General features: G+C 70.1%; 22 protein-coding genes and 1 riboswitch. Of the genes, 9 read left to right on the top strand and 13 right to left on the bottom strand.

The genetic code is table 11. The features are described from left to right. Positions 1–98: 98 nt before the first annotated feature. The 3 genes from GPA03_RS17750 to GPA03_RS22690 are packed head-to-tail and all read right to left on the bottom strand — an operon-like array spanning position 99 to position 2,090. Positions 99–1,232 carry a Wadjet anti-phage system protein JetD domain-containing protein gene (locus tag GPA03_RS17750; protein WP_241681378.1) on the bottom strand — a complete coding sequence of 378 codons (1,134 nt, stop codon included), beginning with the start codon at positions 1,230–1,232 and terminating at the stop codon, positions 99–101. Between the two features lie 5 nt (positions 1,233–1,237). Beyond that, positions 1,238–1,843: an SbcC/MukB-like Walker B domain-containing protein gene (locus GPA03_RS17745; protein WP_241681369.1), complete on the bottom strand. Its 606-nt coding sequence runs from the start codon at positions 1,841–1,843 to the stop codon at positions 1,238–1,240. Next, the gene (locus GPA03_RS22690) at positions 1,821–2,090 is read right to left on the bottom strand and encodes a DUF3375 family protein (protein WP_162458418.1); all 270 of its coding nucleotides are present in this window, start codon (positions 2,088–2,090) and stop codon (positions 1,821–1,823) included. Before GPA03_RS22690 ends, GPA03_RS17745 begins: the two co-directional genes overlap by 23 nt. Before the next feature lie 519 nt (positions 2,091–2,609). Beyond that, a riboswitch (TPP riboswitch) is annotated at positions 2,610–2,705 on the top strand. On the opposite strand from GPA03_RS22690, the gene thiM reads away from it, so the two are divergent. The 7 genes from thiM to GPA03_RS17705 all read left to right on the top strand — a co-directional run bounded on the left by thiM (position 2,697) and on the right by GPA03_RS17705 (position 8,182). After that, positions 2,697–3,524, top strand: a complete 828-nt coding sequence (gene thiM, locus GPA03_RS17735) for a hydroxyethylthiazole kinase (protein WP_170296903.1) — start codon at positions 2,697–2,699, stop codon at positions 3,522–3,524. (Overlaps the previous riboswitch by 9 nt.) Further along, positions 3,521–4,168, top strand: a complete 648-nt coding sequence (gene thiE / locus GPA03_RS17730) for a thiamine phosphate synthase (protein WP_156253386.1) — start codon at positions 3,521–3,523, stop codon at positions 4,166–4,168. Before thiM ends, thiE begins: the two co-directional genes overlap by 4 nt. Then, entirely contained in the window at positions 4,165–5,010 is an 846-nt protein-coding gene (gene thiD / locus GPA03_RS17725; RefSeq protein ID WP_156253385.1) for a bifunctional hydroxymethylpyrimidine kinase/phosphomethylpyrimidine kinase, read from the top strand. The genes thiE and thiD overlap by 4 nt, the downstream gene beginning before the upstream one ends. Next, positions 5,007–5,708 carry a TenA family protein gene (locus GPA03_RS17720; protein ID WP_156253384.1) on the top strand — a complete coding sequence of 234 codons (702 nt, stop codon included), beginning with the start codon at positions 5,007–5,009 and terminating at the stop codon, positions 5,706–5,708. Before thiD ends, GPA03_RS17720 begins: the two co-directional genes overlap by 4 nt. A gap of 7 nt (positions 5,709–5,715) precedes the next feature. Further along, positions 5,716–6,477: an ABC transporter permease gene (locus tag GPA03_RS17715; RefSeq protein WP_206673624.1), complete on the top strand. Its 762-nt coding sequence runs from the start codon at positions 5,716–5,718 to the stop codon at positions 6,475–6,477. Between the two features lie 2 nt (positions 6,478–6,479). Next, positions 6,480–7,445 carry an NrtA/SsuA/CpmA family ABC transporter substrate-binding protein gene (locus GPA03_RS17710; RefSeq protein WP_156253382.1) on the top strand — a complete coding sequence of 322 codons (966 nt, stop codon included), beginning with the start codon at positions 6,480–6,482 and terminating at the stop codon, positions 7,443–7,445. Between the two features lie 41 nt (positions 7,446–7,486). Beyond that, positions 7,487–8,182, top strand: coding sequence for an ABC transporter ATP-binding protein (locus GPA03_RS17705; RefSeq protein ID WP_241681368.1), 696 nt, complete (start codon positions 7,487–7,489; stop codon positions 8,180–8,182). A 329-nt stretch (positions 8,183–8,511) separates the two neighbouring features. Here GPA03_RS17705 and lpdA read toward each other — a convergent pair whose 3' ends face one another. The 7 genes from lpdA to GPA03_RS17670 all read right to left on the bottom strand — a co-directional run bounded on the left by lpdA (position 8,512) and on the right by GPA03_RS17670 (position 15,896). Then, positions 8,512–9,906: a dihydrolipoyl dehydrogenase gene (lpdA, locus tag GPA03_RS17700; protein ID WP_156253380.1), complete on the bottom strand. Its 1,395-nt coding sequence runs from the start codon at positions 9,904–9,906 to the stop codon at positions 8,512–8,514. Positions 9,907–9,999: 93 nt separating this feature from the next. Then, positions 10,000–10,377, bottom strand: coding sequence for a TFIIB-type zinc ribbon-containing protein (locus GPA03_RS17695; RefSeq protein ID WP_156253565.1), 378 nt, complete (start codon positions 10,375–10,377; stop codon positions 10,000–10,002). Positions 10,378–10,467: 90 nt separating this feature from the next. Beyond that, complete coding sequence (locus GPA03_RS17690; RefSeq protein ID WP_241681367.1) at positions 10,468–10,704, bottom strand: hypothetical protein; 237 nt, start codon at positions 10,702–10,704, stop codon at positions 10,468–10,470. Continuing rightward, positions 10,701–12,134: a glycosyltransferase family 2 protein gene (locus GPA03_RS17685; RefSeq protein WP_156253379.1), complete on the bottom strand. Its 1,434-nt coding sequence runs from the start codon at positions 12,132–12,134 to the stop codon at positions 10,701–10,703. Before GPA03_RS17685 ends, GPA03_RS17690 begins: the two co-directional genes overlap by 4 nt. 66 nt (positions 12,135–12,200) lie before the next feature. Then, positions 12,201–14,459, bottom strand: a complete 2,259-nt coding sequence (locus GPA03_RS17680; RefSeq protein ID WP_156253378.1) for a putative bifunctional diguanylate cyclase/phosphodiesterase — start codon at positions 14,457–14,459, stop codon at positions 12,201–12,203. Positions 14,460–14,498: 39 nt separating this feature from the next. Continuing rightward, entirely contained in the window at positions 14,499–14,978 is a 480-nt protein-coding gene (locus tag GPA03_RS17675) for a SufE family protein (RefSeq protein WP_156253377.1), read from the bottom strand. An 18-nt stretch (positions 14,979–14,996) separates the two neighbouring features. After that, positions 14,997–15,896 carry a sulfurtransferase gene (locus GPA03_RS17670; protein WP_156253376.1) on the bottom strand — a complete coding sequence of 300 codons (900 nt, stop codon included), beginning with the start codon at positions 15,894–15,896 and terminating at the stop codon, positions 14,997–14,999. Between the two features lie 329 nt (positions 15,897–16,225). On the opposite strand from GPA03_RS17670, the gene GPA03_RS17665 reads away from it, so the two are divergent. Further along, the gene (locus GPA03_RS17665; RefSeq protein WP_162458417.1) at positions 16,226–19,570 is read left to right on the top strand and encodes a pectinesterase family protein; all 3,345 of its coding nucleotides are present in this window, start codon (positions 16,226–16,228) and stop codon (positions 19,568–19,570) included. A gap of 67 nt (positions 19,571–19,637) precedes the next feature. Here the strand turns inward: GPA03_RS17665 and GPA03_RS17660 are convergent, their stop codons facing one another. The 3 genes from GPA03_RS17660 to GPA03_RS17650 are packed head-to-tail and all read right to left on the bottom strand — an operon-like array spanning position 19,638 to position 22,049. Continuing rightward, a complete protein-coding gene (locus GPA03_RS17660; RefSeq protein WP_156253374.1) occupies positions 19,638–20,420 on the bottom strand; it encodes an amino acid ABC transporter ATP-binding protein in 783 nt (260 codons plus the stop codon). After that, positions 20,417–21,208 (bottom strand): amino acid ABC transporter permease, encoded by a 792-nt coding sequence (locus GPA03_RS17655; protein WP_156253373.1) that lies wholly within the window; start codon positions 21,206–21,208, stop codon positions 20,417–20,419. Before GPA03_RS17655 ends, GPA03_RS17660 begins: the two co-directional genes overlap by 4 nt. 16 nt (positions 21,209–21,224) lie before the next feature. Continuing rightward, positions 21,225–22,049: an ABC transporter substrate-binding protein gene (locus GPA03_RS17650; protein WP_156253372.1), complete on the bottom strand. Its 825-nt coding sequence runs from the start codon at positions 22,047–22,049 to the stop codon at positions 21,225–21,227. A gap of 143 nt (positions 22,050–22,192) precedes the next feature. Between GPA03_RS17650 and GPA03_RS17645 the strand changes: the two genes are divergently transcribed. Further along, complete coding sequence (locus GPA03_RS17645; RefSeq protein ID WP_206673623.1) at positions 22,193–23,896, top strand: cation:proton antiporter; 1,704 nt, start codon at positions 22,193–22,195, stop codon at positions 23,894–23,896. Positions 23,897–23,900: the final 4 nt, after the last annotated feature.

The following is a 23,900-nucleotide window of genomic DNA, read 5'->3' as shown; positions in this document are numbered from 1 at the left end:
CTCCGTGGCTACTGGTTTCGCGTGCACCATGGTCCAGAGGCTACTCGCGGCAGCGGTTCGGCCGAGAGCACGGAGGCGGCCCGTCGCGAACGCGCCTCTCAGCCCAGGGCGGCCCGCACGCTGGCGACCGCCGACTCCCACGGGATCCGCTCCTGCTCGAGCCGCACGTCGCCTGCCTCTCGCAGCGCAGCGACAGCATCGAGCTCGGACTCCGTGAGTGCGCCCACGAACGAGCGGCGCGGCTGCGGGTCGGGGACGCAGAGGTCGAGATGCGCCGTCAGCGTGGCTCTGTCCATCAGCACCGACCGGGTCTGCGGCACCTTGTCTCGAGCGATGCTGAGGATGTTGAACCCATCGGTGTCCAGGTCACCCCAGTAGACGACGTCGGCGGCACGGACCCACGGCAGCCGGCCGAGCACCCGCGCGAGATAGCCCTGACCGTGCAGCGCCACCGTGGCCGGGAGCGGCGGCAGCGCCAGCATGCTCTCGAGGTTCTCCACGACCACGACCCTCGCCGGCCGAATCTCCAGCCTGCTCACATCGGCCAAGGGGGCTGCAAGATCCGCGACTCCAGCGAGCCTCGTGCCATCGAGCAGTCGCAGCCGCAGCAGCTCGGGCCGGGTCGCCAGCCCCAGGTCGGGATGGCCCGTCGCAGCGCCGATCAGCGAGCTGACCAGCGACCGGTGCCGCTCGATCCACTTCGTGTGCACGCCCCGGACCGGCAGCTGCCGCACGAAAAGCCCCGAGTCGGGAAACTGCTGGAGCCAGGTCAGCACGCCGAGCAGCCGCTCGGCATCGTCCTCGTCGAGCCCGACGGCGTTGCTCAGCTTCCGCTGCACGGTCACCACGACCTCGGGCGACTCGGGCAGTGCCGCCAGCAGGGCGGCGGCCCGCCGGCTCGCCAGGCGCCAGGCCTCCAACCGACGCCCGAACCGCGCCACCTCGGCCGGTTCGTGCAGCCACAGCCGGGCCGGTACGACCTGCGTCCCCATGCTCGCCCAGCGCCGCGGGGCCCACTCGAGCCGCCCAGGGCCGAACGCAGCCTCCGTCTCGCGCCAGCGCGCGATCCACGCCGCTACCGCCTGCGAAGCGGCGAGCGCGGTGGTCTCGGTGGGCGGGTGCAGCGGCAGGTCGAGCAACGGCCCGGCACCAGGGCCCTCGGTAGCCCACGTCGCGTGCCGTCGTTCGTACACCCGGACGGCGGCGGCCCGGGCCTCCTCGACCGTCACCATCGTGGTCACGACAGATCGAGCTCGAGCGCCAGCGTCTGCTGGTCACCGCTGTGCGGCTGGTCCTCGGACCGATGGTCGGCGCTGCCCATGGCCGAACCGGGCAGGTCGTCGAACGCCACCGGCGCCACGCGTGAGGCCTGGGAGTCGTGGCACGTCACGAGCCCGATGCCTCCGACGTAGTCCTCCAGGGTCTGCAGCAGCTTCAGTGGCGTCGCGAGGATCATGTGAAACCCGAACTCGCGGAAGATGTCCAGCGCCATCCGGGTGAAGGCTGCATCGGCCTTGTCGAAGGCCTCGTCCATGACGACCGAACCGTAGCTCGGCACCGCCTCGGAGTCCTTGGTCAGCTGGTACCTCAGCGCCGCCGCCAGGCAGAACACCACGAGCTTCTGCTTCTGCCCGCCGGACCGGCCCTCGCCGGAGTCGTAGACATCCATCACGGTGCCCGCGAGATCGACCTCCCGCCCGATGAACCTCACGTGCCGGCGGGTGTCGAGGCACTGCACCTGCCAGCTGCGGTCGGCGGCCTCGGAGGATCCCAGCCGCCGCACCACCCGCGCCAGCACCGCGAACCGCGCCTCGGCATCCTCACGATCCTCGTCCGCGCTCAACGAGCCGGGGCGACTCGGTGACCGCAGGCCGAGGGGCGTCGAGCTGCTCGACGAACCGGACCGCCACCAGCGCGCCCTCGCTGAGCTCGTAGCTCTCCTCGCGTGCCTGTCCCGGTCGACGCACCAGGTAGCCGGCATCCAGCCAGTCCCGGCAGTACTGCACGGCGGTCTGGGGCAGCGCGAACCCGTGTCCGCGCAGCTCCTCCAGGTCCGCCTCGACGGCGTCGAACAGTACCGGGGCCGCCACTCGCCGGGTCTCCCCCGGCCAGGTGTGAGCCGAGGATCGCGACCGCCACCGGCCCGTTGGTGGCGCGCAGCATCGCCCCACGCGACGTCCTGCTCAGCGAGCCGTCGCAGCCAGGGCCGCACTCAACGTTGCCACGCCCCACAGGGTAGGCGGCGGGTCGGACATCACGCGCCCGGGCCACAGAACGGAACTGAGTCTGTCTCATCGGCATCCACGAGCTGGGTCTCAGCGGCACGACGCGGTCATGTGTCGCCGTCCGCTCATCCGAACCGCTGAGCTTCACGAAGCAAGGTCGAGCCACGCGCAGCCCGAGCGCGGCGCCGACGAGTGCATCGCCCACGCGTTCATGAAGATGGTGCTGACCCAGCAGACGGAGGAGGTGCTGCGAGGGCCGCGACGAGGAAGAACGCCGCAACGGGGCCGGCCACCGGTGACAGCGCGCCAGGATCCCGAATCGGGGCCTCGGCCGGTTGTCTGAGCCGAGGGCACGGTGCTGGGAACGGCCCGACTGTTAGGCTCGGAACTGACGCGGGGTGCCGTGCTGTACGGCTGAGATCACACCCGTTGAACCTGATCTAGTTCGTACTAGCGAAGGGAACGTCGCCCATGCCGGCACCTTCTTCTGTCCCTGCTGTTCCACTCGACGCCGCCGCTGTGGGCGAGGCTTTGACCGCGATACGGGGTCGAGGCCCGCTGGTGCAGTGCCTGACCAACGTCGTCGTGGCTCAGTGGACGGCCAACGTCCTGCTCGCCGCGGGCTCGAGCCCGTCGATGGTGGACAACCTGGAGGAAGCCGGGCCGTTCGCTGCTGTCGCCGACGCGGTCCTGGTCAACCTCGGCACGCCTCAGGAGGCGACGGTGGCTGCGATGGAAGGCGCGGTCGGCGCCGCTGCGGCGGCCGGCACCCCGTGGGTGCTCGACCCGGTCGGAGTGGGCGGGCTCGCCTGGCGCACCCGGGTCGCCCAGGGCCTGCTCGAGCACGCCGCCCCGAGGCTCATCCGCGGCAACCCCTCGGAGATTCTCGCTCTGGCCGGTGGGGGCAGCGGCGGACGTGGTCCGGAAAGCGTCGATGCCGCCGAGGACGCGCTGGACGCTGCCCGGACGCTGGCGCGGGAGCACGGCACCGTCGTCGCGGTCTCCGGGGAGGTCGACCACATCACCGACGGCACCCGACTGGTGCGCGTGGCCAACGGCCATCGATGGCTGACGAAGGTCACAGGGGGCGGATGCGCGTTGGGTGCCCTCATGGCCGCCTTCGCCGCTACCGCCGACGACCCGCTGCTGGCCGCGACCACAGCGACTGCGACGTACACCGTGGCCGCCGAGGTTGCGGCCGAGCGTGCCGCCGGCCCGGGGAGCTTCGCCGTCGCGCTGCTGGACTCCCTCGCCACCCTCGACTCGCAGGAGCTGACCGAGAAGGTGGTGCTCTGGTGACCCGCCGGGCGGTGGACCTCAGCTTGTACGTCGTCACCGATACCGGATTGTGCGGGCAGCGGGGGGTGCCCGCGACGGTGGCGGCCGCGGTCGCGGGCGGGGCCACCATGGTGCAGCTGCGGGATCCCGGGGCCACTGACGCCGACTTCGTCGCCCTCGGTCTGGCGGTGCGCGAGATGCTGGTGGGGACCGGGGTGCCGCTGATCGTCGATGACCGGATCCACCTCGTCGAGGCCATCGGCGCGGACGGCGTCCACGTCGGTCAGCGCGACATGCCCCCCAGCCAGGCCCGGCAGCTGCTCGGGCAGGACGCCATCGTGGGTCTGTCGGTCAGCACGATCGAGCAGGTCAGCGCCGCCCGAGGGCTCGGCGACGGCGTTCTGGACTACCTCGGCGCCGGTCCGGTGTGGCCGACGGGCACCAAGCCTGACCACGGCGCTCCGATCGGTCCGGACGGCGCCGCCGCGGTGGCCGCCGCGAGCGCGTGGCCGGTCGTCGCCATCGGTGGTGTCACCACGGAGCGTGCCGGTGCGCTGCGCCAGACTGGGGTCGCCGGGGTGGCGGTCGTGTCCGCGGTGTGCGCCGCAGAGGATTCAGCCGTGGCGGCCGCGAGCCTGCGTGCCGCCTGGGACGGTCAGCAGTGAGTTCCCGCCCGCCGGTCGTGCTGACGATCGCCGGCTCGGACCCCTCGGGTGGGGCCGGCATCCAGGGCGACCTGAAGACGTTCTCCGCCCTGGCTGCCTACGGCACCGCGGTGCTCACCTCGCTGACCGCCCAGTCCACCCGGGGTGTCACCGGCGTGCACGTCGTCCCCGCGCACTTCGTCCGCGCCCAGCTCGACACCCTCGTCGACGACGTGGCGGTCGACGCCGCCAAGATCGGGATGCTCGCCTCCGCGGCCACCATCGAGGCCGTCCTCGCCTTCCTCGACGAGCGCCCCGACGCGACGCCGGTCGTGGTCCTCGACCCGGTCATGGTGTCCACCTCCGGTTCCCGGCTGCTGGCCGAGGACGCCGTCGGGGCGATGCGCCAGCTCCTGCCGCGCGTCTCACTGATCACCCCGAACATCCCCGAGGCCGCCGTCCTGCTCGACACGGACCCCGCCGACGACCTCGACACCATGCGAGCCCAGGCCGCCGCGCTGCGGGAGATGGGCGCGGCGCGGGTGCTGGTCAAGGGTGGCCACCTCGGTGGCGACGCACTCGCCACCGACCTGTGGCTGGACGACGCGGGAGAGCAGCTCCTGACCGCCCCGCGGGTGCCCACGGTGAACACCCACGGCACCGGCTGCGCCCTGTCCTCCGCGATCACCGCACTGGCCCCGCGCACCGGCTCCCTCCTGGAGGCCACCCGTCAGGCCAAGACCTGGCTCACCGGCACCTTGCGGGCCGCCGACGCGCTCCACATCGGCTGCGGATTCGGCCCCGTGCACCACTGCCACGACATCTGGAAAGACGAGACCGACGGGAAGAACAGAGACCGATGACCAGTCCGCACACCACCATCCCCGAGACGATCCGCGACCCCGACGACACCGGCATGTTCACCGCCGTGGCCTGGCAGCGCGCCGCCCCGGTCCGGTGGCGCATCGAGGACCTGTCCTTCCTGACGGCCCTGGCCGACGGCTCCCTGCCACGGGAGACGTTCGCCTACTACATGGCCCAGGACGCCCACTACCTCGCCGACTACGGGCGGGCGCTGGCCGCCTGCGCCCACCACGCCATCGACGCCGAGGAGCTGACGTTCTGGCTGGGCAGCGCGCAGCGCACCGTGCGGGTGGAGCGCGAGCTGCACGCCGCCCACGTCGGGGATCTGGCCGCCATCGAGAAGTCCCCGACCTGCACCGCCTACACCTCCTACCTGCTGGGGCTGAGCACCTCGGGGTCCTACCCCGAGCTGGCGGCCGGAGTCCTGCCGTGCTTCTGGGTCTATGACGACGTCGGCACCCGCCTGAAGGACCGTGTGGGCGACCTGGCCGGCCATCCCTACGGTGACTGGATCGCCACCTACGGCGCCCCCGGCTTCGCGGCCACCGCCCGCGCGGCCCGTGACATCGTCGATCGCCTGGCCCGGCACGCCGACCAACGGACCGTGGAGCGGATGCACGCGGCGTTCGCCCGCGCCGTCCGGTACGAGTGGATGTTCTGGGATGCCGCCTATCGGAAGGAGACCTGGCCCGTCTGAGTCCGCCGTGCGACGCTGGGCGAGCACCCTCGCCGTCATCGTTCTGTGGCAGCTCGTCGCCGCCCTGGAGCTCCTCCCGCCGGCGGTGCTGCCCGGACCTATCACGCTGCTGCGCAGCGCTGCGGCGATGGTCGTCGACGGCAGCCTGCCCGGCGCGCTGGCGATCAGCCTGGCGCGGGTGCTGGCCGGCTCCGCGGTCGGCATCGTTCTGGGGTTGCTGCTGGGGCTGGTGGCCGGGCTGTGGCGTGTGGGGGAGGACCTGGTCGACCGCCCGGTGCAGATGCTGCGCACCATCCCCTTCACGGCCCTGACCCCGCTGCTGATCTTGTGGTTCGGGCTGGGAGAGGCACCCAAGATCGCGCTGATCGTCATCGCGACCGTGGTGCCGGTGTACCTCAACACCTTCAGCGGGGTGCGCGCGGTGGATCCCAAGCTCGTGGAGGTCGCCACCGTCTACCGGCTCAGCGCCCGGCAGCGCGCGGTCCTGGTGCTGCTGCCCGGGGCCCTGGCACCGGTGCTCGTGGGCCTGCGCTACGCCCTCGGCCTGGCCTGGATCGCGGTGATCGTGGCCGAGACCGTCAACCCCTCAGCCGGGGTCGGCCATCTGCTGACCACCGCCCGCACCTACGTCCGCACCGACATCATGCTCATCTGCGTCGCCGTCTACGCCGCCCTCGGCCTCCTCACCGACACCCTGGTGCGGCTGGTCGAGACCCGCCTGCTGCGCTGGAGAGCCCCGGCCCTCCCCGCTGCCACCCGAAGGATGTGACCATGCCCGCCCTGCTTCGGCCTGCGGCCCTGCTCGCCACCGCGGTGCTGACTCTCGTCGCCTGCGCAACCCCCGACGATGCCACCGGCGTCGCCGAGCTGCGGGCCGGCCCGCTCAACACCCAGAACACCCTCACCCTGGCCACTGCCAGCGGTCACCTGGAGGAGGCAGTGACCGAGGGCGGCGGCACCCTGCACATCGCCGCCTCTTTTCCCGCCTTCGCCCCGGCCGCCGAGGCCATGGCCGCTGACCAGATCGACATGACGACGGGAAGTTCGACCTCCCTCATCTCCGCATTGCAGGGCAACCCGGACCTGGTCGTCTTCGCCGTGGAGGTCAACGACAACGACACGCAGGGAATCGTCGCCGCCCCCGCGACCGGCATCACCTCGGTGGGCGACCTCTCCGGACGCACGGTCGCGATCAACGAGGGCGGCACCGGTGATTATCTCCTGCGCACGGCGCTGGCCCGGGCCGGCATGGACATCGAGGACGTCGAGCCTGTCCACCTGGCCCCGCCGGAGGCCGCCACCGCGTTCGCCGGTGGCCAGGTGGACGCCTGGGCGACGTGGGACCAGTACCTGGTGGCCGCCCAGGACATCGACGGGGCCACGCTCGTGGCCATGGCCGCCGACGTCGGGGCCACCAACCCCACCGTGCATGTGGTCACGCGGGACTTCCTCACCAACCACCCGGAGCTGGTCCGGGCCGCCTACGACGCCCTGACCGAGCAGGCCGAGTCCGTCATCGCCCACCCGGAGCTGCTGGCCGAGGCCTACCGCGAGGACGGCGCCGCGCCGGAGGTGGCCCAGGCGATCGCGGCCAAGACCCCACCGCGGATCGTCCCGGCCGATGAGGACTTCACCGAGCAGCTGCAGGACGTCGCCGAGTTCTACGCCGAGCAGGGCCTGATCACGTCGACCACGGACGTCAGCGAGGCGGTCGTGGACGTCCGGGAGTTGCCATGAGCCTCTCGAGGACCACTCGCCAGTGCGAAGGTGGGGTGCAGGTGCGCGGGTTGAGCAAGAGGTACGGGCAGCGCCTGGTGCTGGACGGGCTGGACCTCGACGTGGAGCTCGGGCAGATCGTCGCACTCCTCGGGCGTAGCGGCTCGGGCAAGTCCACGCTGGTCCGGATCCTCGCTGGACTTGACCGCCCAGACGCCAGCCATCACCTCGCGGTCGGTTCGGTCGCCGTGGCCTTCCAGGAACCGCGGCTGCTGCCCTGGATGCCGGTATGGCGCAACGTCGCCCTCGCCCTGGAGGGTGCGGGCGCCCCGCGCACCGACCACGGTCCGCGCACCGCCGCGGTGGCGATGCTCGATGAGGTCGGCCTGGCCGACCGGGCCGACGACTGGCCGCTGGCGCTGTCCGGGGGCCAGGCCCAACGGGTGGCGCTCGCCCGTGCGCTGGTGCGAGAGCCGGATGTGCTGCTGCTGGACGAGCCCTTCTCCGGCCTGGACGCCCTGACCCGGATCTCGATGCACCAGCTCGTGCGCCGGCTCCACGCCCGCCATCGCCGCACCATGTTCCTGGTCACCCACGACATCGACGAGGCGATCCGCCTGGCCGACCAGGTCCTCGTCCTCGCCGAGGGACGCATCGCCGCCGCCCACCTGGTGCGTCACCCACTCCATGAGCTCCGGCGTGATCTGCTGGGCGAGCTCGGCGTCACCGAGGACGAGACCTCCCGCACGCGCCACTGACCGGCACGACTGCCCGCCCGAGGCGCCCGTCCGGTGCGGACGACACGTGATCGGTGATGCGGCGGCGCCGGAGCCGTCGAGCAGCGGCGCGTCACCTGTGCGGGGCGCGCGCCAGCAGGTGGTTCTGCCCGGTTGCCGCCGCCCAGCAGGTCGTTCTGCCCGGTTACACGCCCTGATGCGGTCAGAACCCCCTGCTCGGCGCGAAGGCTGCGGGAGGGCGGCTCGCAGTCGGCGTGGGGGCTGGCGCGACCGCAGGTGAGCCCGAATGCGGCACACCCGGGCCTCTGACCTGGTTCGATCCGGCCGCCGTCGAGCGCTGGTCGCGACGATCAGAAGTTGATCATGTGCCCCGAGATGCCGTGGAAGGCTTCCTTGATCGCTTCGCCCAGCGTCGGGTGGGCGAACACCACGCGGGACACCTCATCGGCGGTGAGGTCCCAGGTCTGAGCCACGTTGATCGCGGGCAGCAGCTCGGTGACGTCCGGGCCGATCAGGTGGGCGCCGAGGATCTCCTTGTACTTGGCGTCCGCGACGATCTTGACGAAACCGACCGCGTCGCCCAGTCCCTGCGCCTTGCCGTTCGCGCTGAACGGGAAGCTGGCGACCTTGATCTCGTGGCCGGCGTCCTTGGCCTGCTGCTCGGTCAGCCCCATCGACGCGATCTGCGGGTGGCAGTAGGTGGCGCGCGGGATGAAGCGATAGTCGATCGCCATCGTCTCGGCGCCGGCGATCGTCTCGGCGGCCACGATTCCCTGCGCCTCGGCGACGTGCGCGAGCATCATCTTGGCGGTGACGTCGCCGATCGCGTAGATGTTCTCGACGTTGGTCCGCATGTAGTCGTCGATCGCGATCGCGCCACGCTCGGTCAGCTCGACGCCCGCGGCCTCGAGGCCGAAGCCCTCCACGCGCGGCGCGAACCCGATCGCGGACAGCAGCCTGTCGGCCTCCAGCACCTGCTGCTGGTCGCCCGCGGAGACGGTCACCTTGACGCCCGAGCCGGTGTCCTCGACCGTCTCGACCTTGGTGCCCGTGAGGACCTTCACGCCGAGCTTCTTGTAGTGCTTGGCGAGCTCCTTGGAGACGTCGACGTCCTCGGTCGGCACCATCCGGTCGAGGAACTCGACGATCGTGACGTCCACGCCGAAGTTCGCCATCACGTACGCGAACTCCACGCCGATGGCGCCCGAGCCAGCGATGATGATCGAGCCGGGAAGATCGGGGTCGAGGATCTGCTCCTCGTAGGTGACGACGTTCTTGCTCACCTCGACGCCCGGCAGCATCCGGGTCACGGAGCCGGTGGCGAGGATCAGGCTGTCGAAGGTGACCTGGGAGGTCGAGCCGTCATCGGCTGCGACGTCCATCGAGGTCGCGCCGGTCAGCGTGCCCCAGCCGTCGATCTCGGTGATCTTGTTCTTCTTCATCAAGAAGTGGACGCCCTTGACGATGCCGGCGCTCACCTGACGGGAGCGTGCGTGCGTGGGGCCGTACGCCATCGTGGCGTCGCCCTCGATGCCGTACTTCTTCTTGTCGTGGGTCAGCGTGTGAGCGAGCTCGGCGTTCTTGAGCAGCGCCTTGGACGGGATGCACCCGACGTTGAGGCAGACACCGCCCCAGTACTTCTTCTCGACCACCGCCACGGACTTGCCGAGCTGGGCCGCGCGGATGGCGGCGACGTAGCCACCAGGGCCCGCGCCGAGGACGACGACGTCATAGTGTGCAGTCACGTCTGTGAGCCTAATGCCGCGCGTGCTCGCTCACACCGTGGGTTCGGCCACACGGGTTCGACGGCGGGAGCTCGGTCGCGTCAGCGGCTCTGCTCAGTCGAACAGGTCGCTCAGCCAGCTCTCGCGACGGCGTCGTGGACGCCGGTCGTCACCGTGGCCGCCGCGGCGCCACGCGTCCTCGGGCGAGGGCGCCGAGGGCGCGGAGTACGCCTGGTACCGCCGATCGGGGGCGTAGCCGGCGCGAGGATCGCGACCGTGCTCGGGTTGGGGTGGCAGGGTCCGGTGACCCTGCACGGGCTGGTCCTGCACCGGCGTGGGGGTGCCGTACGCGGGCTGCTGCAACGAGCGCTCGATGATCTTGTCGAGCTCACCACGGTCCAGCCACACGCCCCGGCACTGCGGGCAGTAGTCGATCTCGATTCCGCTGCGCTCGCTCATCACCAGTGTCGCGCCATCGGTCGGGCACTGCATCACTCATTGCCTCCATCGTCTGTGTCTGTACCAACGGGCGAGCTCACCGACAGGTTCCGCAGTCGCGAGTATCAGCGCGCTCGGCCGCCGTCACCCGACCGGGCCGTCCGGGTAGATGCTGCGGGTCTCTTGCCGCCGGCTGCGGCTCCCGAACCAGTCCGAGGGATACACCTTCGGAAAAATCTGAGCCACCGCGAGCGCAACGTACATGATCGTGTTCAACGCCACGAACGCCGCGAGCACCCCGAACCACGGGCTCGCGATGACGCTCTCGGAGAGCAGCAGCCCGCGCCCGTCCGCGGCCATGGGCATCTGTGTCGAACTCATTCGGCCAACCTCACCTTGGTACCTGGACCGCCGCTGGTCACGTGTGCCCAGCCCGCGCGCCGACCGAGCGTGATGTCCATGACGCCCTTGACGAACGCGGCGTTGAGGAACAAGGCATAGACCAGCTCGGGCAGCACCAGCGCGGCGACGAGGCGTGCGGGCCAACCGCCCTTCCAGACCGTCACGACGCGCTCGACGGCGAACACCGCGCCGACGCCCACCCAGAACGGGAACACGATGAAGGCGTCCAGTGCCAGCGCCATCACCACCAGCATCGCCACATACGCGGCGAACGCGATGACCCCGTACCCGATCCCGAGCTGCTGGGCCCAGTACCGCACCACCTGCGGGCGAAGTCCGTACTCGCCGAGGTTCTCCACCGCGCCGCGTTGCCAACGAATGCGCTGCGCCCATAGCGCGCGCCACGACGGCATCACCTCGGTGACGACCGTGCAGGCCGGCGGCGAGATCATCAGGCCGCCCAGCGACTTGATCGCCAGGGTCAGCTCGTTGTCCTCGGTCAGCACGACGGTGTCGTAGACGTCGCCAGCCACACCGGGCAGCGCGCGGCCGCGCTCGGAGGCGACGCTGCGCAACGCTCGCGGACGGAACATCGAGGCGGTTCCCGTGAGCACGTAGACCCGGCCGCGGCGGCGCTTGATCTGTCGCGCGTAGCGCGTGTACTCGTTGCGCTGGAACTGGCCGAGCAGACCCTGTCCGTCCTCACCGTAGAACAAGCCGCCGACGGCCATGAGCGCACGGTCGTCGGTGAAGCGTCGGACCGCTTCCGCGACGAACCCCTGATCGAGAGTGGTGTCGGCGTCCATCACCATGACGACGTCGTTCTCGCCCTGGCCCGGAAGCACCGCTGCCAACGCCTGGTTCAGCGCACCAGCCTTCTTGTGGGCGTTCTCGATGCTCTCGATCACCTCGACGCCGGCCTCGGCGGCGATCGCGGTCGTCCGGTCGGTGCAGTTGTCCGCGACCACGACGATCCGCTTCGGAGCCACGGACTGGCGTTTCAGCGAGGCGATCGTCTCGGCGATGCAGGCTTCCTCGTTGTGCGCGGGGATCAGCACAGTCACGGAGACCGCGCCGTGGAAGACGCCCCGCGTCTCGGCCAGGACGATGCGCGGGGCCAGCGGGTTCCGCTCGGCGTCGAGGCTCCGGCGCGCCCGGGTGCTGACGCGGTGCTCGAGGAACGCCACGCCTGCCGCCATGAGCAGCCCGAGGCCGACGGCAGCCACCAGGACCCGGGGTGCCGGCGCCTCCGTGGTGTAGAGGACACGCCAGAGCCCGAAGAACCAGCCCTCGCGCCGGTCGCCGACGAGGGGGTCGGCGGAGCCCATGGCGATCGCCCACGCCACCAGCCCCGCACCCAGCAACGAGGTGCCGAGGATCAGCACACCGACGAGACGACCGAGTCGCATCGGCACCCCCCATCCCCTGGCTCCCCGCGGGCCTGCCTCCGACCGTAGTACAGCGACCGCTGACTGTCAGGTCCCGTCGACGACCGAGAGGAACCTCCGGGTGAACACCGCCGGTGCCACCGGCTCACCGACGACGTAGCCCTGCGCCTGGTCGATCTGGTGCTCGCGCATCAGCGCCAACGTCTGCTCGTCGTGCACGTACTCGGCGGTGACACGCTTGTCGAGCTCGTGGCCGAGAGCGGCGATCGACCCGATGATCGCGCGGTCCGTGGGCGAGCTCACCGCTTCCCGCACGAACGAGCCATCGATCTTGATGGCATCCAGCGACAGCTCCTTGAGGTAGGTGTACGACCCGTAGCCGACGCCGAAGTCGTCGAGTGCGACACCGCACCCGAGCTCGCGGATACGAGTCGTGAACGCACGCGCAGCAGGTAGGTCCGCCACGGCGGCTGTCTCGGTCAGCTCCAGCACGATCGCCGAGGGCGGCAGCTCGTGCGCTGTGAGCGCCTCGTCGATCAGTGTCTCCAGGCCGGGCGCGTCCAGCGAGCGTGCCGAGACGTTGACGTGCAGCTGCATGTCGGGGCGGTGCTGCCGCAGCTGGGCGGCGAGAGCGATCGCGTGCTCGATCACCCAGGTGTCGATCTGGGGCATCAGGCCCATGCGCTCGGCGACCGGGATGAACGCCGCCGGCGAGATCAGCTCGCCGTCCTGGCGCAGCCGGACGAGCGCCTCCCCGCTGCGGACCACGTCGTCGTGGAGGTCGAGGATCGGCTGCACGAGCAGCTCGAGCCGATCCTCGGCGAGCGCGGTCTCGATGCGTGAGCGCCACGCGAGCCGGGCCTCGTACCGCTGCGGTGCTGATCCCGGGTCCCGCATGAGGACGTACTGGTTGCGACCGGCGTCCTTCGCGTCATACATGGCAAGATCCGCGAGCACGAGGATGTCGAGCTCATGCTCCAGGGCGGCCTCGATCGTGACGGCACCCACGCTCGCCCGGACGTTCCGACGAATGTCGGGGTGCCCCACCGCACAATCCGCTACACCTGCGACGAGGTCGGCCGCAATGCGTTCGAGGATCTCGGGGCCGCCGTCGACCACGAGAACCGCGAACTCGTCACCGCCGAGGCGCCCGACGACGTCGTCTGCCCTCACGGCGGCGCGAAGCGCCTGAGCGACCTCGACGAGCAAGGCATCACCGGCCTCGTGGCCAAGGGTGTCGTTGACATCCTTGAAACGGTCCAGGTCGAGCAGGAGCAAGCCACCGCGCGGCTTGTCGTGATCGATCCGCTGCAGATGCCGTCGCAGCTCGAGCTCGAACTTGCGCCGGTTGGGGAGCCCAGTGAGCGGGTCATGGTCTGCCAGCTTGGAGAGCCGGTCCTTCTCCCGCCCGAGCTCGTGCTCAGCACGCGCGGCCTCAGTCACGTCGATCGCGACCCCGATGAAACCCATCGGGTTCCCGCTCTCGTCACGCCGCTCGGTCAGCGCCAGCAGGACCTGGCGGCGACCGCCGTCGGCACGCACATAGGTCCAGCGCCGGTTGCTCGACTCCTGCCTGGCCAGGGCGTGCAGGACCGACGCGCCGCTCGGGAGGCCCAGCTCCCGACCGATGGCCGCGAGCTCGGCGGCGTCATGGAACATCTCGGCCGGTTGACCGAGCACGGCTACCTCCCGGTACCCCAGCATCTCCTCGGCGCCGCTCGAGAACGACTCGACCCGACCCTCGGGATCCGCCACGATGATGCTTGACAGTCGCGCGTTCCGACCCACGCTCGCGAGCATGGCGTGCGCCTCGCGGAGCGACGCGCTCTCGGCGTGCAGCTTCGTCATCAGGTCCTGCACGACCGGTGCGACGACCACACCGATGACGAGCCATAGGGCACCTAGCCGCCATTCCGAGACGGCGGAGGACCCCGTGCTCGACGTCGCCGCCGGAACCCAGAACACCGCCGCACTCCCCGCAGCGAAAGTGATCAGCTGTTTCCGCGTCCCTGTCATCGCGACCCAGACAATGGGCAGCGCGATCAAGGGACTGAGCCCCGCGCCAACGCCTTCGACCTGGGCGTACTGGCGCGCCACCGCGATCACCACCAGCAGCAGCGCAGGAGCGAGGAGGGCGGTCCAGCTATGGCGGGCAGCGGTGCGGATGGTGATCGCCGCCGCGACGATGGCGAGCACCGAGAGCGCTGCGAGAAGCCCCAGCAGCACGTTCACGCTGTTGAACGGCACCAGTGCCGCCACCAGGCCGACGAGTGCGACACCCACGAAAGGGCTTGCCTCGACCCATGTCACCAGCGGCTGCTCAGGTTGCTCCTGCGTGTCGGTCATCCCAGCACGGTAGGAGGTCGAGCCTCGGTCAGGTGCCGATCAGGCTGCGACGCGCTCGCGCACCTGGCGCTTGATCCGCCCCAGCATGCCCGCCATGCCGCGGAGCCGCAGCGGGCTCACGGCGCGGTCGAGGCCGAGACGGTGAGAGACGTCGTCGGGGATCGCGAGTACCTCGGCGGCCGACAGCCCGGCCAGGCCCTCGGCCAGGATCCCCGCGAACCCACGGGTCGTCGGAGACTCGCGTGGCGCGGTGAGCACCACCCGGACGGGAGCGTCAGGACCGAGCGGGGCTCCGCCGTCGGCGGATCCCTCCTCACCGACCTCGACGGTGAGGAACACCGGGGACTGGCACTCGGGCACGGGCTCGAGAAGGTCCGGGTGCTCGGCGTACTTCTCCGGCAGGTCCGGCAGCCCCTCCGCGAACTCGAGCAGCAGCTGCAGGCGGTCCGGCTCGGTAAGAGCCTGGAAGTCGTCGACGATCGCGGCGAACGCGGTCGGCAGGTCGGGCCCGGAAGTCATGTCCCGAGCCTACGGCGATCAGCGCTGCGGCACCTCGCCGGGCTCCGCGCCGGTCGCGATCGGGACGCGCACGGCGTTGCCCCACTCGGTCCAGGAGCCGTCGTAGTTCTTGACGTCGCCGAAGCCCAGCAGGTGCTGCAGCACGAACCAGGTGTGCGAGGAGCGCTCGCCGATCCGGCAGTACGCGATCACCGGCTCGGCGGGGTCGAGACCCTTCTCCTGCTGATAGATCGCCTCGAGGTCGGCGCGCGAGCGGAACGTGCCGTCCTCGTTCGCGGCCCGCGCCCACGGCACCGACTGCGCACCCGGGATGTGGCCGCCGCGCAGCGCGCCCTCCTCCGGGTAGTCCGGCATGGTGGTGCGCTCGCCCGAGTACTCCGGTGCGGAGCGCACGTCCACGAGCTGGCCGCCGAGGAACTCGAGCACCTGGTCCTTGAACGCGCGGATCTCGCCGTCGTCGCGCGCGACCACGGGGTACGTCGCGGCCGCAGGCGTGGGAACGTCCGTGGTGAGCTCGCGACCCTCCGCGATCCAGGCCGCGCGGCCGCCGTCGAGCAGGCGGACGTCCTCGTGGCCGAACAAGGTGAGCACCCACAGCGCGTAGGCGGCCCACCAGTTGTTCTTGTCGCCGTACAGGACCACGGTCGTCTCGCGGGAGATCCCGCGCTCGCCGAGCACTGTCGCGAAGGACTCGGCATCGACGTAGTCGCGCGTCACCGGGTCGTTGAGATCGGTGTGCCAGTCGAGGTGCACCGCACCCGGGATATGGCCGGTCGAGTAGAGCAGCACGTCCTCGTTCGACTCGACGACGGCGAGCCCCGGCTCGCCGAGGTGCTCGGCCAGCCAGTCGGTGGAGACGAGGCGCTCGGAATGTGCATATTCGGCGAACTTCGCGGTGGTGTCAGCGGGGAGAGCCATGGCCTCAGTCTCCCACCACGCGCCTGCGCTCCTGGCATGACCTCCAGTCGTCTCAGCGGACGGAGTCGATGACCGCGCACCCCGGCCAGCCGAGGTACCGGTTTCTCACCGATTTGTTGGAGTCACAGGAGCGCCACGCGTTGGCTTATCAATAATTTTGTCATCATCGTTGACGCGAAGCTCATTTGCTGGATAGGTTTGAGAAACCGGTTACAGAGGCGTCCGGTCGCAAGGAGCGACGGAGCTCGACCGATCCGATCCCGATGTCGGATCGGTGTTCAGCGAGCCCCGAGGGCCTAGCCGCCCAGCCTCCAGAGGGGCCCATTGCCATGCCAGCACGGCGACCCATCCCACCACCGCACGATGCGCGAGGATCCAGCCGCGTTCGCGGCCGCGCACGCGCGCTGCTCGGCTCGCTCGCAGCCACGGCGCTCACCCTGCCGCTGCTCGCCACCGGTGCTCAGGCGCAACCTGATCCCGACGCCAGCCGTCAGCTCCAGGATGTCCCGGCCCTTGCCCCGCACCAGCCACAACGGATCAGTGCCGATGAGCTGGCCCGCCAGACACTCGCCCCGGGTGACGGCTGGGCCTCGCTCGAGGGCGGTACCACGGGTGGGTCGGCAGCCGAGGAGATCGTGGAGGTCCGCACCCGCGACGAGCTGGTGGCGGCGGTCCAGGGCGACGACCCGAAGATCGTGCGGGTCGTCGAGGACGTCGACGCCAACACCTCCGCCGACGGCAGCCCGCTGACCTGCGAGGACTACGCGCGCGACGGCTACACGCTGCAGGCATACCTCGAGGCCTACGACCCCGCCGTGTGGGAGGGGCCGGCGAGCGGAGCGCTCGAGGACGCCCGCGACGCCTCGCAGGCGGTCCAGCGCGAGCAGATCAGGATCGAGGTCGGTTCCAACACCACCCTGATCGGTGCCGACGGCGTCACCCTGACGGGCTTCGTCGTCAACATCTCCGAAATCGACAACGTCATCGTGCGGAACCTGGAGATCTCCGACGCCTACGACTGCTTCCCGACGTGGAACGGTGAGACCTGGAAGACCGAGTGGGACAACCTCGTCGTCAGCGGTTCGACGCACGTCTGGCTCGACCACCTGACCCTGAACGACGGCGACACGGTGGACGCCGAGCAGCCCGAGTACTTCGGCGAGCGGTTCCTGCGTCACGACGGACTGCTCGACGTCGTACGAGCCGCCGACCTGGTGACGATCTCCTGGAGCAAGCTCGAGGGCCACGACAAGTCGATGCTGTTCGGCAACGGAGACTCTCGCTACACCGACCGCGGCACGCTGCGCGTGACGATGCACCACAACGACCTCATCGACCTCGTGCAGCGCGCGCCGCGGGTCCGGTTCGGTCAGGTGCACGTCTACAACAACGTCTACCGCGTGGGCAACCCCGAGGCCTACGGCTACTCCTGGGGTGCAGGCGTGGAGTCGAGCATCGTGGCGCGGAACAACACCTTCCACCTGGACAGCTCACTCACCGCCGACCGGATCGTCCACAACTGGGGCGGTGAGGGCATCGACATCTCCGGCACGGTCGTCAACGGCACCGAGGTCGACGTGCTGACCGCGTACAACGAGGCCAACCCAGACGCCACGCTCACGGCGCAGGTGTGGGGAGAGACCGGCCCGCACGGCGTCGTCCAGACGGCCAGGGTGTCCGAGCGGGCCGTGACGAACGGGGCCGGGGCGGGCGACCTGTCGCGCTGGCGGGACCCGACGGACCCGGCGGTCGCCGGTGCGGCGGTGCTCGACAAGATCCGTGCACCCGAGACGGCGACGGCGGACGGGCCGGTCTGGTCCCCGGTCGCCACCGGCTTCGCCTCCACCCCGAGCGGCGAGCTGCCGCAGGGCACGACCGGGGGTACGGGCGGCGACACCGTCACCGTGCGGACCGCGGCCGACCTCGCCCGCTACGCCGCCCTGGCGGAGCCGTTGACGATCTTCGTGAGGGGCAGTATCGACGCCGTGGAGCTCGGCTCGATGATCGAGGTCGCCGGCGACAAGACGATCGTCGGCCTCGGCGACGCCGAGCTCGTGGGCGTCGGGCTGTTCCTCGACCACGTGGACAACGTGATCATCCGCAACCTCACGTTCCGCGACTCGTACGTGCCGGGCGACTGGGACGGCAAGAGCGATGACAACGACAACGACGGCATCCGCATGGACACCTCGTCGCACGTGTGGATCGATCACAACGAGTTCACCCGTCTCGGCGACGGCCTGGTCGACGTCCGCAAGGACTCGACCGCCATCACGCTGTCGTGGAACTTCCTCCACGACCACAACAAGACGGTCGGAGTCGGCTGGACCGACAACGTCGTCACAACGATCACGCTGCACCACAACTGGTTCTCGAACACCTACCAGCGCAACGGCAGCATCGACAACGTCGCCGCCGGGCACCTGTACAACAACTGGCTGCAGGGCCAGGGCCAGTACGGGACCATGTCACGCGGAGCATCGCAGCTGGTGGTGGAGTCCAGCGTGTACGAGCACGGCGAGGACGCGATCGTCGCCAAGGACGAGGCGTCCCGGGTGCACTCGATCGGCAACATCTTCAACGACATCCGTGGGCGCAAGGACGACACCGGGCCCACGTTCGACCCGCTGCAGCACTACGCCTACCAGGCCGACCCGGTCGAGGACGTCGTCGAGATCGTCGGGGCCGGCGCCGGAACCCTGGCACGTCCCGACAAGGACGCGCGCCGCGTGACCGTGGCGCTGGACGGCACCGGTGACTACGCGTCGATCGGCGCCGCGGTCGGTGCCGCCTGGCGCTCGGACCGGATCGAGGAGATCGTCGTCGAGCCGGGCACCTACCGCGAGATCGTGCGGGTGTGGCCGGGTGCTGACGACCTGACCATCCGCGGTGCGACCGGAGACCCGGCTGACGTGGTGCTCACCTACGACCTCGCCGCCGGCCAGGCCAAGTTCTATGGCGGTGTCTTCGGAAGCACGGGGGCAGCGACGCTCGCGATCCTCGCCGATGACGTCACCGTCGAGGCGATCACGATCGAGAACGGGTACGACGAGGTGGCCAACGGCCCCAGCCAGGCGCAGGCGCTGCGCACGGTCGGCGACCGGCTGGTGCTGGAGGCGGTGCGGCTGCTCGGCAACCAGGACACGTTCCTGGCCGAGTCGCCCAAGGGTGAGGTGTCGCGCGTCTACGTCACCGACTCCTACATCGAGGGCGACGTCGACTTCATCTACGGTCGTGCCACCCTCGTCGTCGACGGCTCCGAGATCCACTCCCTGGACCGCGGCCAGGAGGTCAACGGGTACGTGACCGCACCGGCGACCCAGAACGGGACGCTCGGGTTCCTCTTCGTCGACAGCCGGTTCACCTCCGACGCGGCAGCAGGCACCGTGTTCCTCGGCCGCCCGTGGCATCCGAGCAGCGACCCGGACGTCGCGCCGTCGGTCGTGGTACGGGATTCGTGGCTGGGGTCGCACGTCGGCACCCCAGCCTGGAGCGACATGGGCGGCTGGCCCTGGGAGGAGGACTTCCTGCGGGAGTTCAACAACAGCGGTCCGGGTGCGGCCGCAGCCGACCTCGATGGTCGTCCGCAGCTGACGAGCACCGAGGCGAGGGTCCACACCATGGAGACCTACCTCTCGGGTGACGACGACTGGCAGGCCTGGCGCCACCACTGACCCGGGCGACCGGCCGCCGTCGAGCCAACGGCGGCGGCCGGTCGGCTGCCGGTGATGCCACCCGTCGCTACAGCACCTTGGACAGGAACGCCTGGGTACGTGGCTCTCTCGGGCGGGCGAGCACCTCGCGGGGATCGCCCTCCTCGACGATCTGGCCATCGTCCATGAAGATCACGCGGCTGCCGACCTCGCGCGCGAAACCCATCTCGTGCGTGACGACCATCATCGTCATGCCCTCGTTCGCGAGCGTGCGCATCACCTCGAGCACGTCGCCCACCAGCTCGGGGTCGAGCGCGGAGGTCGGCTCGTCGAAGAGCATCATGTCCGGGTTCATCGACAGCGAGCGGGCGATCGCCACGCGCTGCTGCTGCCCGCCGGACAGGTGCGCGGGGTAGGCGTCCTCGCGGTCGGCGAGACCCACCTTGGCGAGATTCTCGCGCGCGACGTTCACCGCCTCCGACCGGCTGCGGCCCAGCACCCGTTGCTGCGCGAGGCAGAGGTTGCCGAGCACGGTCATGTGCGGGAACAGGTTGAACTGCTGGAACACCATGCCGATCCGGGTGCGGACCCGGTCGACGTCGACCTCCGGGTCGAGGATGTCGATCCCCTCGATGAGGATCTGCCCACTGGTGGGCTCCTCGAGGAGGTTGACCGAGCGCAGCAGCGTCGACTTGCCGGAGCCCGAGGGCCCGATCACGCACACCACCTCGCCCGTGCGCACCTCGAGCGAGATGCCCTTGAGGACCTCGTGATCGCCGAAGCTCTTGTGGAGGTCGCGGATCTCGATGGCCGGCGCCTCCGGCTCGATCTGCTCGAGCGGGTCGCCCGACGGCGAAGGGTGAGCAGTCATCGGGACCTCGCCAGTCGTCGTTCCAGGTAGGCGGCGAACCGTGTCAGCGGGATCGTCACCACGAGGTACAGCATCGCCGCCATCAGCAGCACGGTGCTGTTCCCCGTCCGCGATGCCTCGTCCCGGGCGAAGACGGTCAGCTCCTTGAGGACCGGGGTCGTCCCGACGATGAACAGCAGCGAGGTGTCCTTGAGCAGCAGCACGAACTCGTTCGTCATCGGCGGGATGGTGATGCGGAAGCCTTGCGGCAGCACCACGAACATCATGGTGCGGAACGGTGACATCCCCAGCGAGCGCGACGCCTCGGTCTGGCCCTTCGGCACCGCCTGGATGCCGGCGCGGATCACCTCGGCCATGTAGGCGCCTGCCACCAGGATGAGGCCGAGCAGCCCGGAGCCGACCGGGCGGAACGGCACCTGGATGCCCAGCGCGATCGGGAGCATGTAACCGATCGCGAAGATGGTCAGCAACGCGGGCACGCCGCGGAACAGCTCGATGTACCCGGTCGCGAACCAGCGGTACGGGCCGATGCTCGAGAGCTTCATCAGCGCGAGCAGGATGCCGAGCAGCAACCCACCGGTGAAGGCGATGAGCGTGAACAGCAGCGTGTTGCGCAGCGCGATCGTGATGATGTCCGGGAACTGATCGACCGCGATCTCCGAACGCAGGAACTGGTTCGCGACGCGCGGCCAGTCCGTCGTCAGCAGCGCGACCGCGATGATCGCGACGAAGAGCGCGTACATCGCGAGTCGCACCACGCGACGGCGGGTGCTGCGCCGCATCGCCATGAGGGGGACCTCCCGCTCAGCCCTCGGCGGAGAAGTAGGAGTCGTACAGCTCCTGATAGCTGCCGTCGTCGCGCATCGTCTGCAGTGCCTCGTTCACGGCGGCGAGCAAGTTCGGGTTGCTGTCCTTGCCGAACGCGAACCCGTAGCTCTCGTCGGTGTCGTACTCCTCGACGATGACGTACGCGGGGTCCTCCTGGGCGTGGGTGAGGTTGACCGGCAGGTCCTGCAGGATCGCGACCACCTGGCCCGCCTGCAGCGCCGGCCACATCTCGGCGTCGCCCGGGTAGCTGATGAGCTCGGCGTCAGCTGGAGCGTTCTCCTGCGCGTAGGCCTCGCCGGTGGTCGTGGCCTGCACGGCGACCGGCTGACCGGCGAGGTCCGCGAGGCTCGCGATCCCGGAGTCCGCGGCCACGAGCAGCGACTGCAGCGAGTCGTAGTACGGATCGGAGAAGTCGAGGTTCGCCTGCCGCTCCTCGGTGATCGTGACAGCCGAGGCGCCCATGTCGCACTGGCCGGAGGCGTAGGCCGTCCCGGACTGGATGCCATCGAAGGAGACGTCCTGGACCACCAGCTCCAGCTCGAGGCTGTCGGCGATGGCCTGCGCCAGGTCGATGTCGAAACCGCTGTACCCGCTGGGTGCCGAGCTGTCCTCGACCTCGAACGGCGGATAGGGAACCTCGGAGCACACGGTGAGGGTTCCCGGCGTGACCAGCTCGAGGTCGGTGCCGCCGCCCTCGCCACCCTCGTCGTCCCCACCGGAACCACCACCGCACGCGGCGAGCGCCAGCGAGGTCGTGGCCGCGAGGGCCGCCATCGTGGTCAGTCGACCGGTGCGGGACATCGTTCCTCCTCCATGCTGCGGACGGGGGTCTCCCGCCGCGGTCTGCCGAGCGTATGGCACCTGGTGTTTCCCCGAGCTTGCCTCGCCGCCACCGATACCGGGTTGTGACCAACCCTTGCACGCTGGGCGTAACGTGGCGGGTCGTGGAGCCGTTCACCCTGGCCGTCGCCGCGCTCGCGGCGATCATCGTCGCCTCGGTGCTGTCGCGGCGCACGGGGATCGCCACGCCGCTGGTGCTGCTGGTCATCGGGATCGTCGTCGGGCTCATCCCGACGGTACCCGACATCGAGCTGGAGCCCGACTGGATCCTCATGGGTGTGCTGCCGCCGTTGCTCTACGCCTCGGCGGTGCGGGTGCCCGTGATCGATCTACGCCGCAACTTCGCGATGATCGGGTGGCTGTCGATCCTGCTGGTGATCGTCTCGGCCCTGGCGATCGGTGGCCTGGTGCACTGGCTGGTGCCGGACATCCCGTTCGCGGCAGGGGTCGCACTGGGCGCCGTGATCAGCCCGACGGACGCCGTGGCCGCGACCTCGATCGGCAAGCGCCTCGGGCTCCCGAACCGGCTCATGACCGTGCTCGAGGGTGAGTCCCTGCTCAACGACGCCTCCGCGCTGGTACTGCTGCGCACCGCCGTCGTCGCAGTGACCGCTGCCTCGTTCAGCCTGGGCGATGCCGTGTGGGAGTTCGCCAAGGCCGTGGGGATCGCGGTCGTGATCGGACTGGTCGTCGGCTACGCGAGCGTGTGGCTCCGGTCGCGCCTGCGCGACCCGGTGCTGACGACGGCGGTGAGCTTCCTGGTCCCGTTCATCGCCTTCGTCCCTGCCGAAGAGCTGCATGCCTCCGGTGTGGTCTCGGTCGTGGTGGCCGGGCTCGTCACCGGGCACATGGGTGCCAGGAAGTTCTCCGCCCGCGAGCGTGCCACCGAGCACACGAACTGGAACACCCTGCAGTTCCTCATCGAGAACGGTGTGTTCCTGCTGATGGGGCTGGAGCTCCACGTGCTGCTCGTGGATCTCGAGGAGTCCGGGACCGATCTGGGCACGGTGGTGCTGCTCGCGGGAGTGGGCCTGCTCGTGCTGCTCGTGCTGCGGACCGCGTTCGTGGCCGTGCAGGTCTTCTTCGAGCGCCGCCGGCGGCCCCAGCTCGCCGGCAGGCGCGACCACATGGCTACCTTCGCCGAGCATCTGGAGAGCTTCCCGGTCAAGAACGAGCACAGCGAGCGGCGCATCTCGGCGTTCCAGCGGCGCATCGCCCGCAGCCGCGCCGACCTCGACTTCTACGCGCGCGAGCCCATCACCGCACGCGGCGGTGTGGTGATCGCCTGGGCCGGGATGCGTGGGGTGGTCACGCTCGCGGCCGCGCTGAGCATCAGCGCCGAGGTGGAGCAGCGGACCCTGCTGGTGAGTGTCGCGTTCCTGGCCGCCGTGGTCTCGCTGCTCCTGTACGGCGGCACGCTGCCGCTGGTGATCCGCACGTTGCGGGTGCAGGGATCCGACCCTGGCACGGAGCGCTCCGAGGTCGAGGCGTTGATGGCGGACCTGAGCGAGGCTGCGGTCGGGTCGGTCGGCTCGCCCGAAGAGCTGGTGGTCGACGGCCACAAGCTCGACCCCGAGCTGCTGGCCGAGGTGACGGCCGGGTTCCGAAAGCTGCGGGAGGCTCGCCCGGCCCCGGCGGGGACGAGCGAGCTCACGTCAGGTCAACAGCTGTACGTGGTCCGCCGTGCCTACATCGACGCCATGCGCGAGGCTCTCCACGAGGAGCGGGCGGTCGGCGCCTACAGCACCGCCGCGCTCACCAAGGCGGAGCAGGCGCTCGACGCCGAGGAGCTCCGCCTGGAGCGCTGACATC

Source organism: Pseudactinotalea terrae, from assembly GCF_009733845.1.
GTDB lineage: Bacteria > Actinomycetota > Actinomycetes > Actinomycetales > Beutenbergiaceae > Pseudactinotalea > Pseudactinotalea terrae.
The sequence above is the reverse complement of the archived record's forward strand: the minus strand, read 5'-3'. Positions and strand labels throughout refer to the sequence as shown.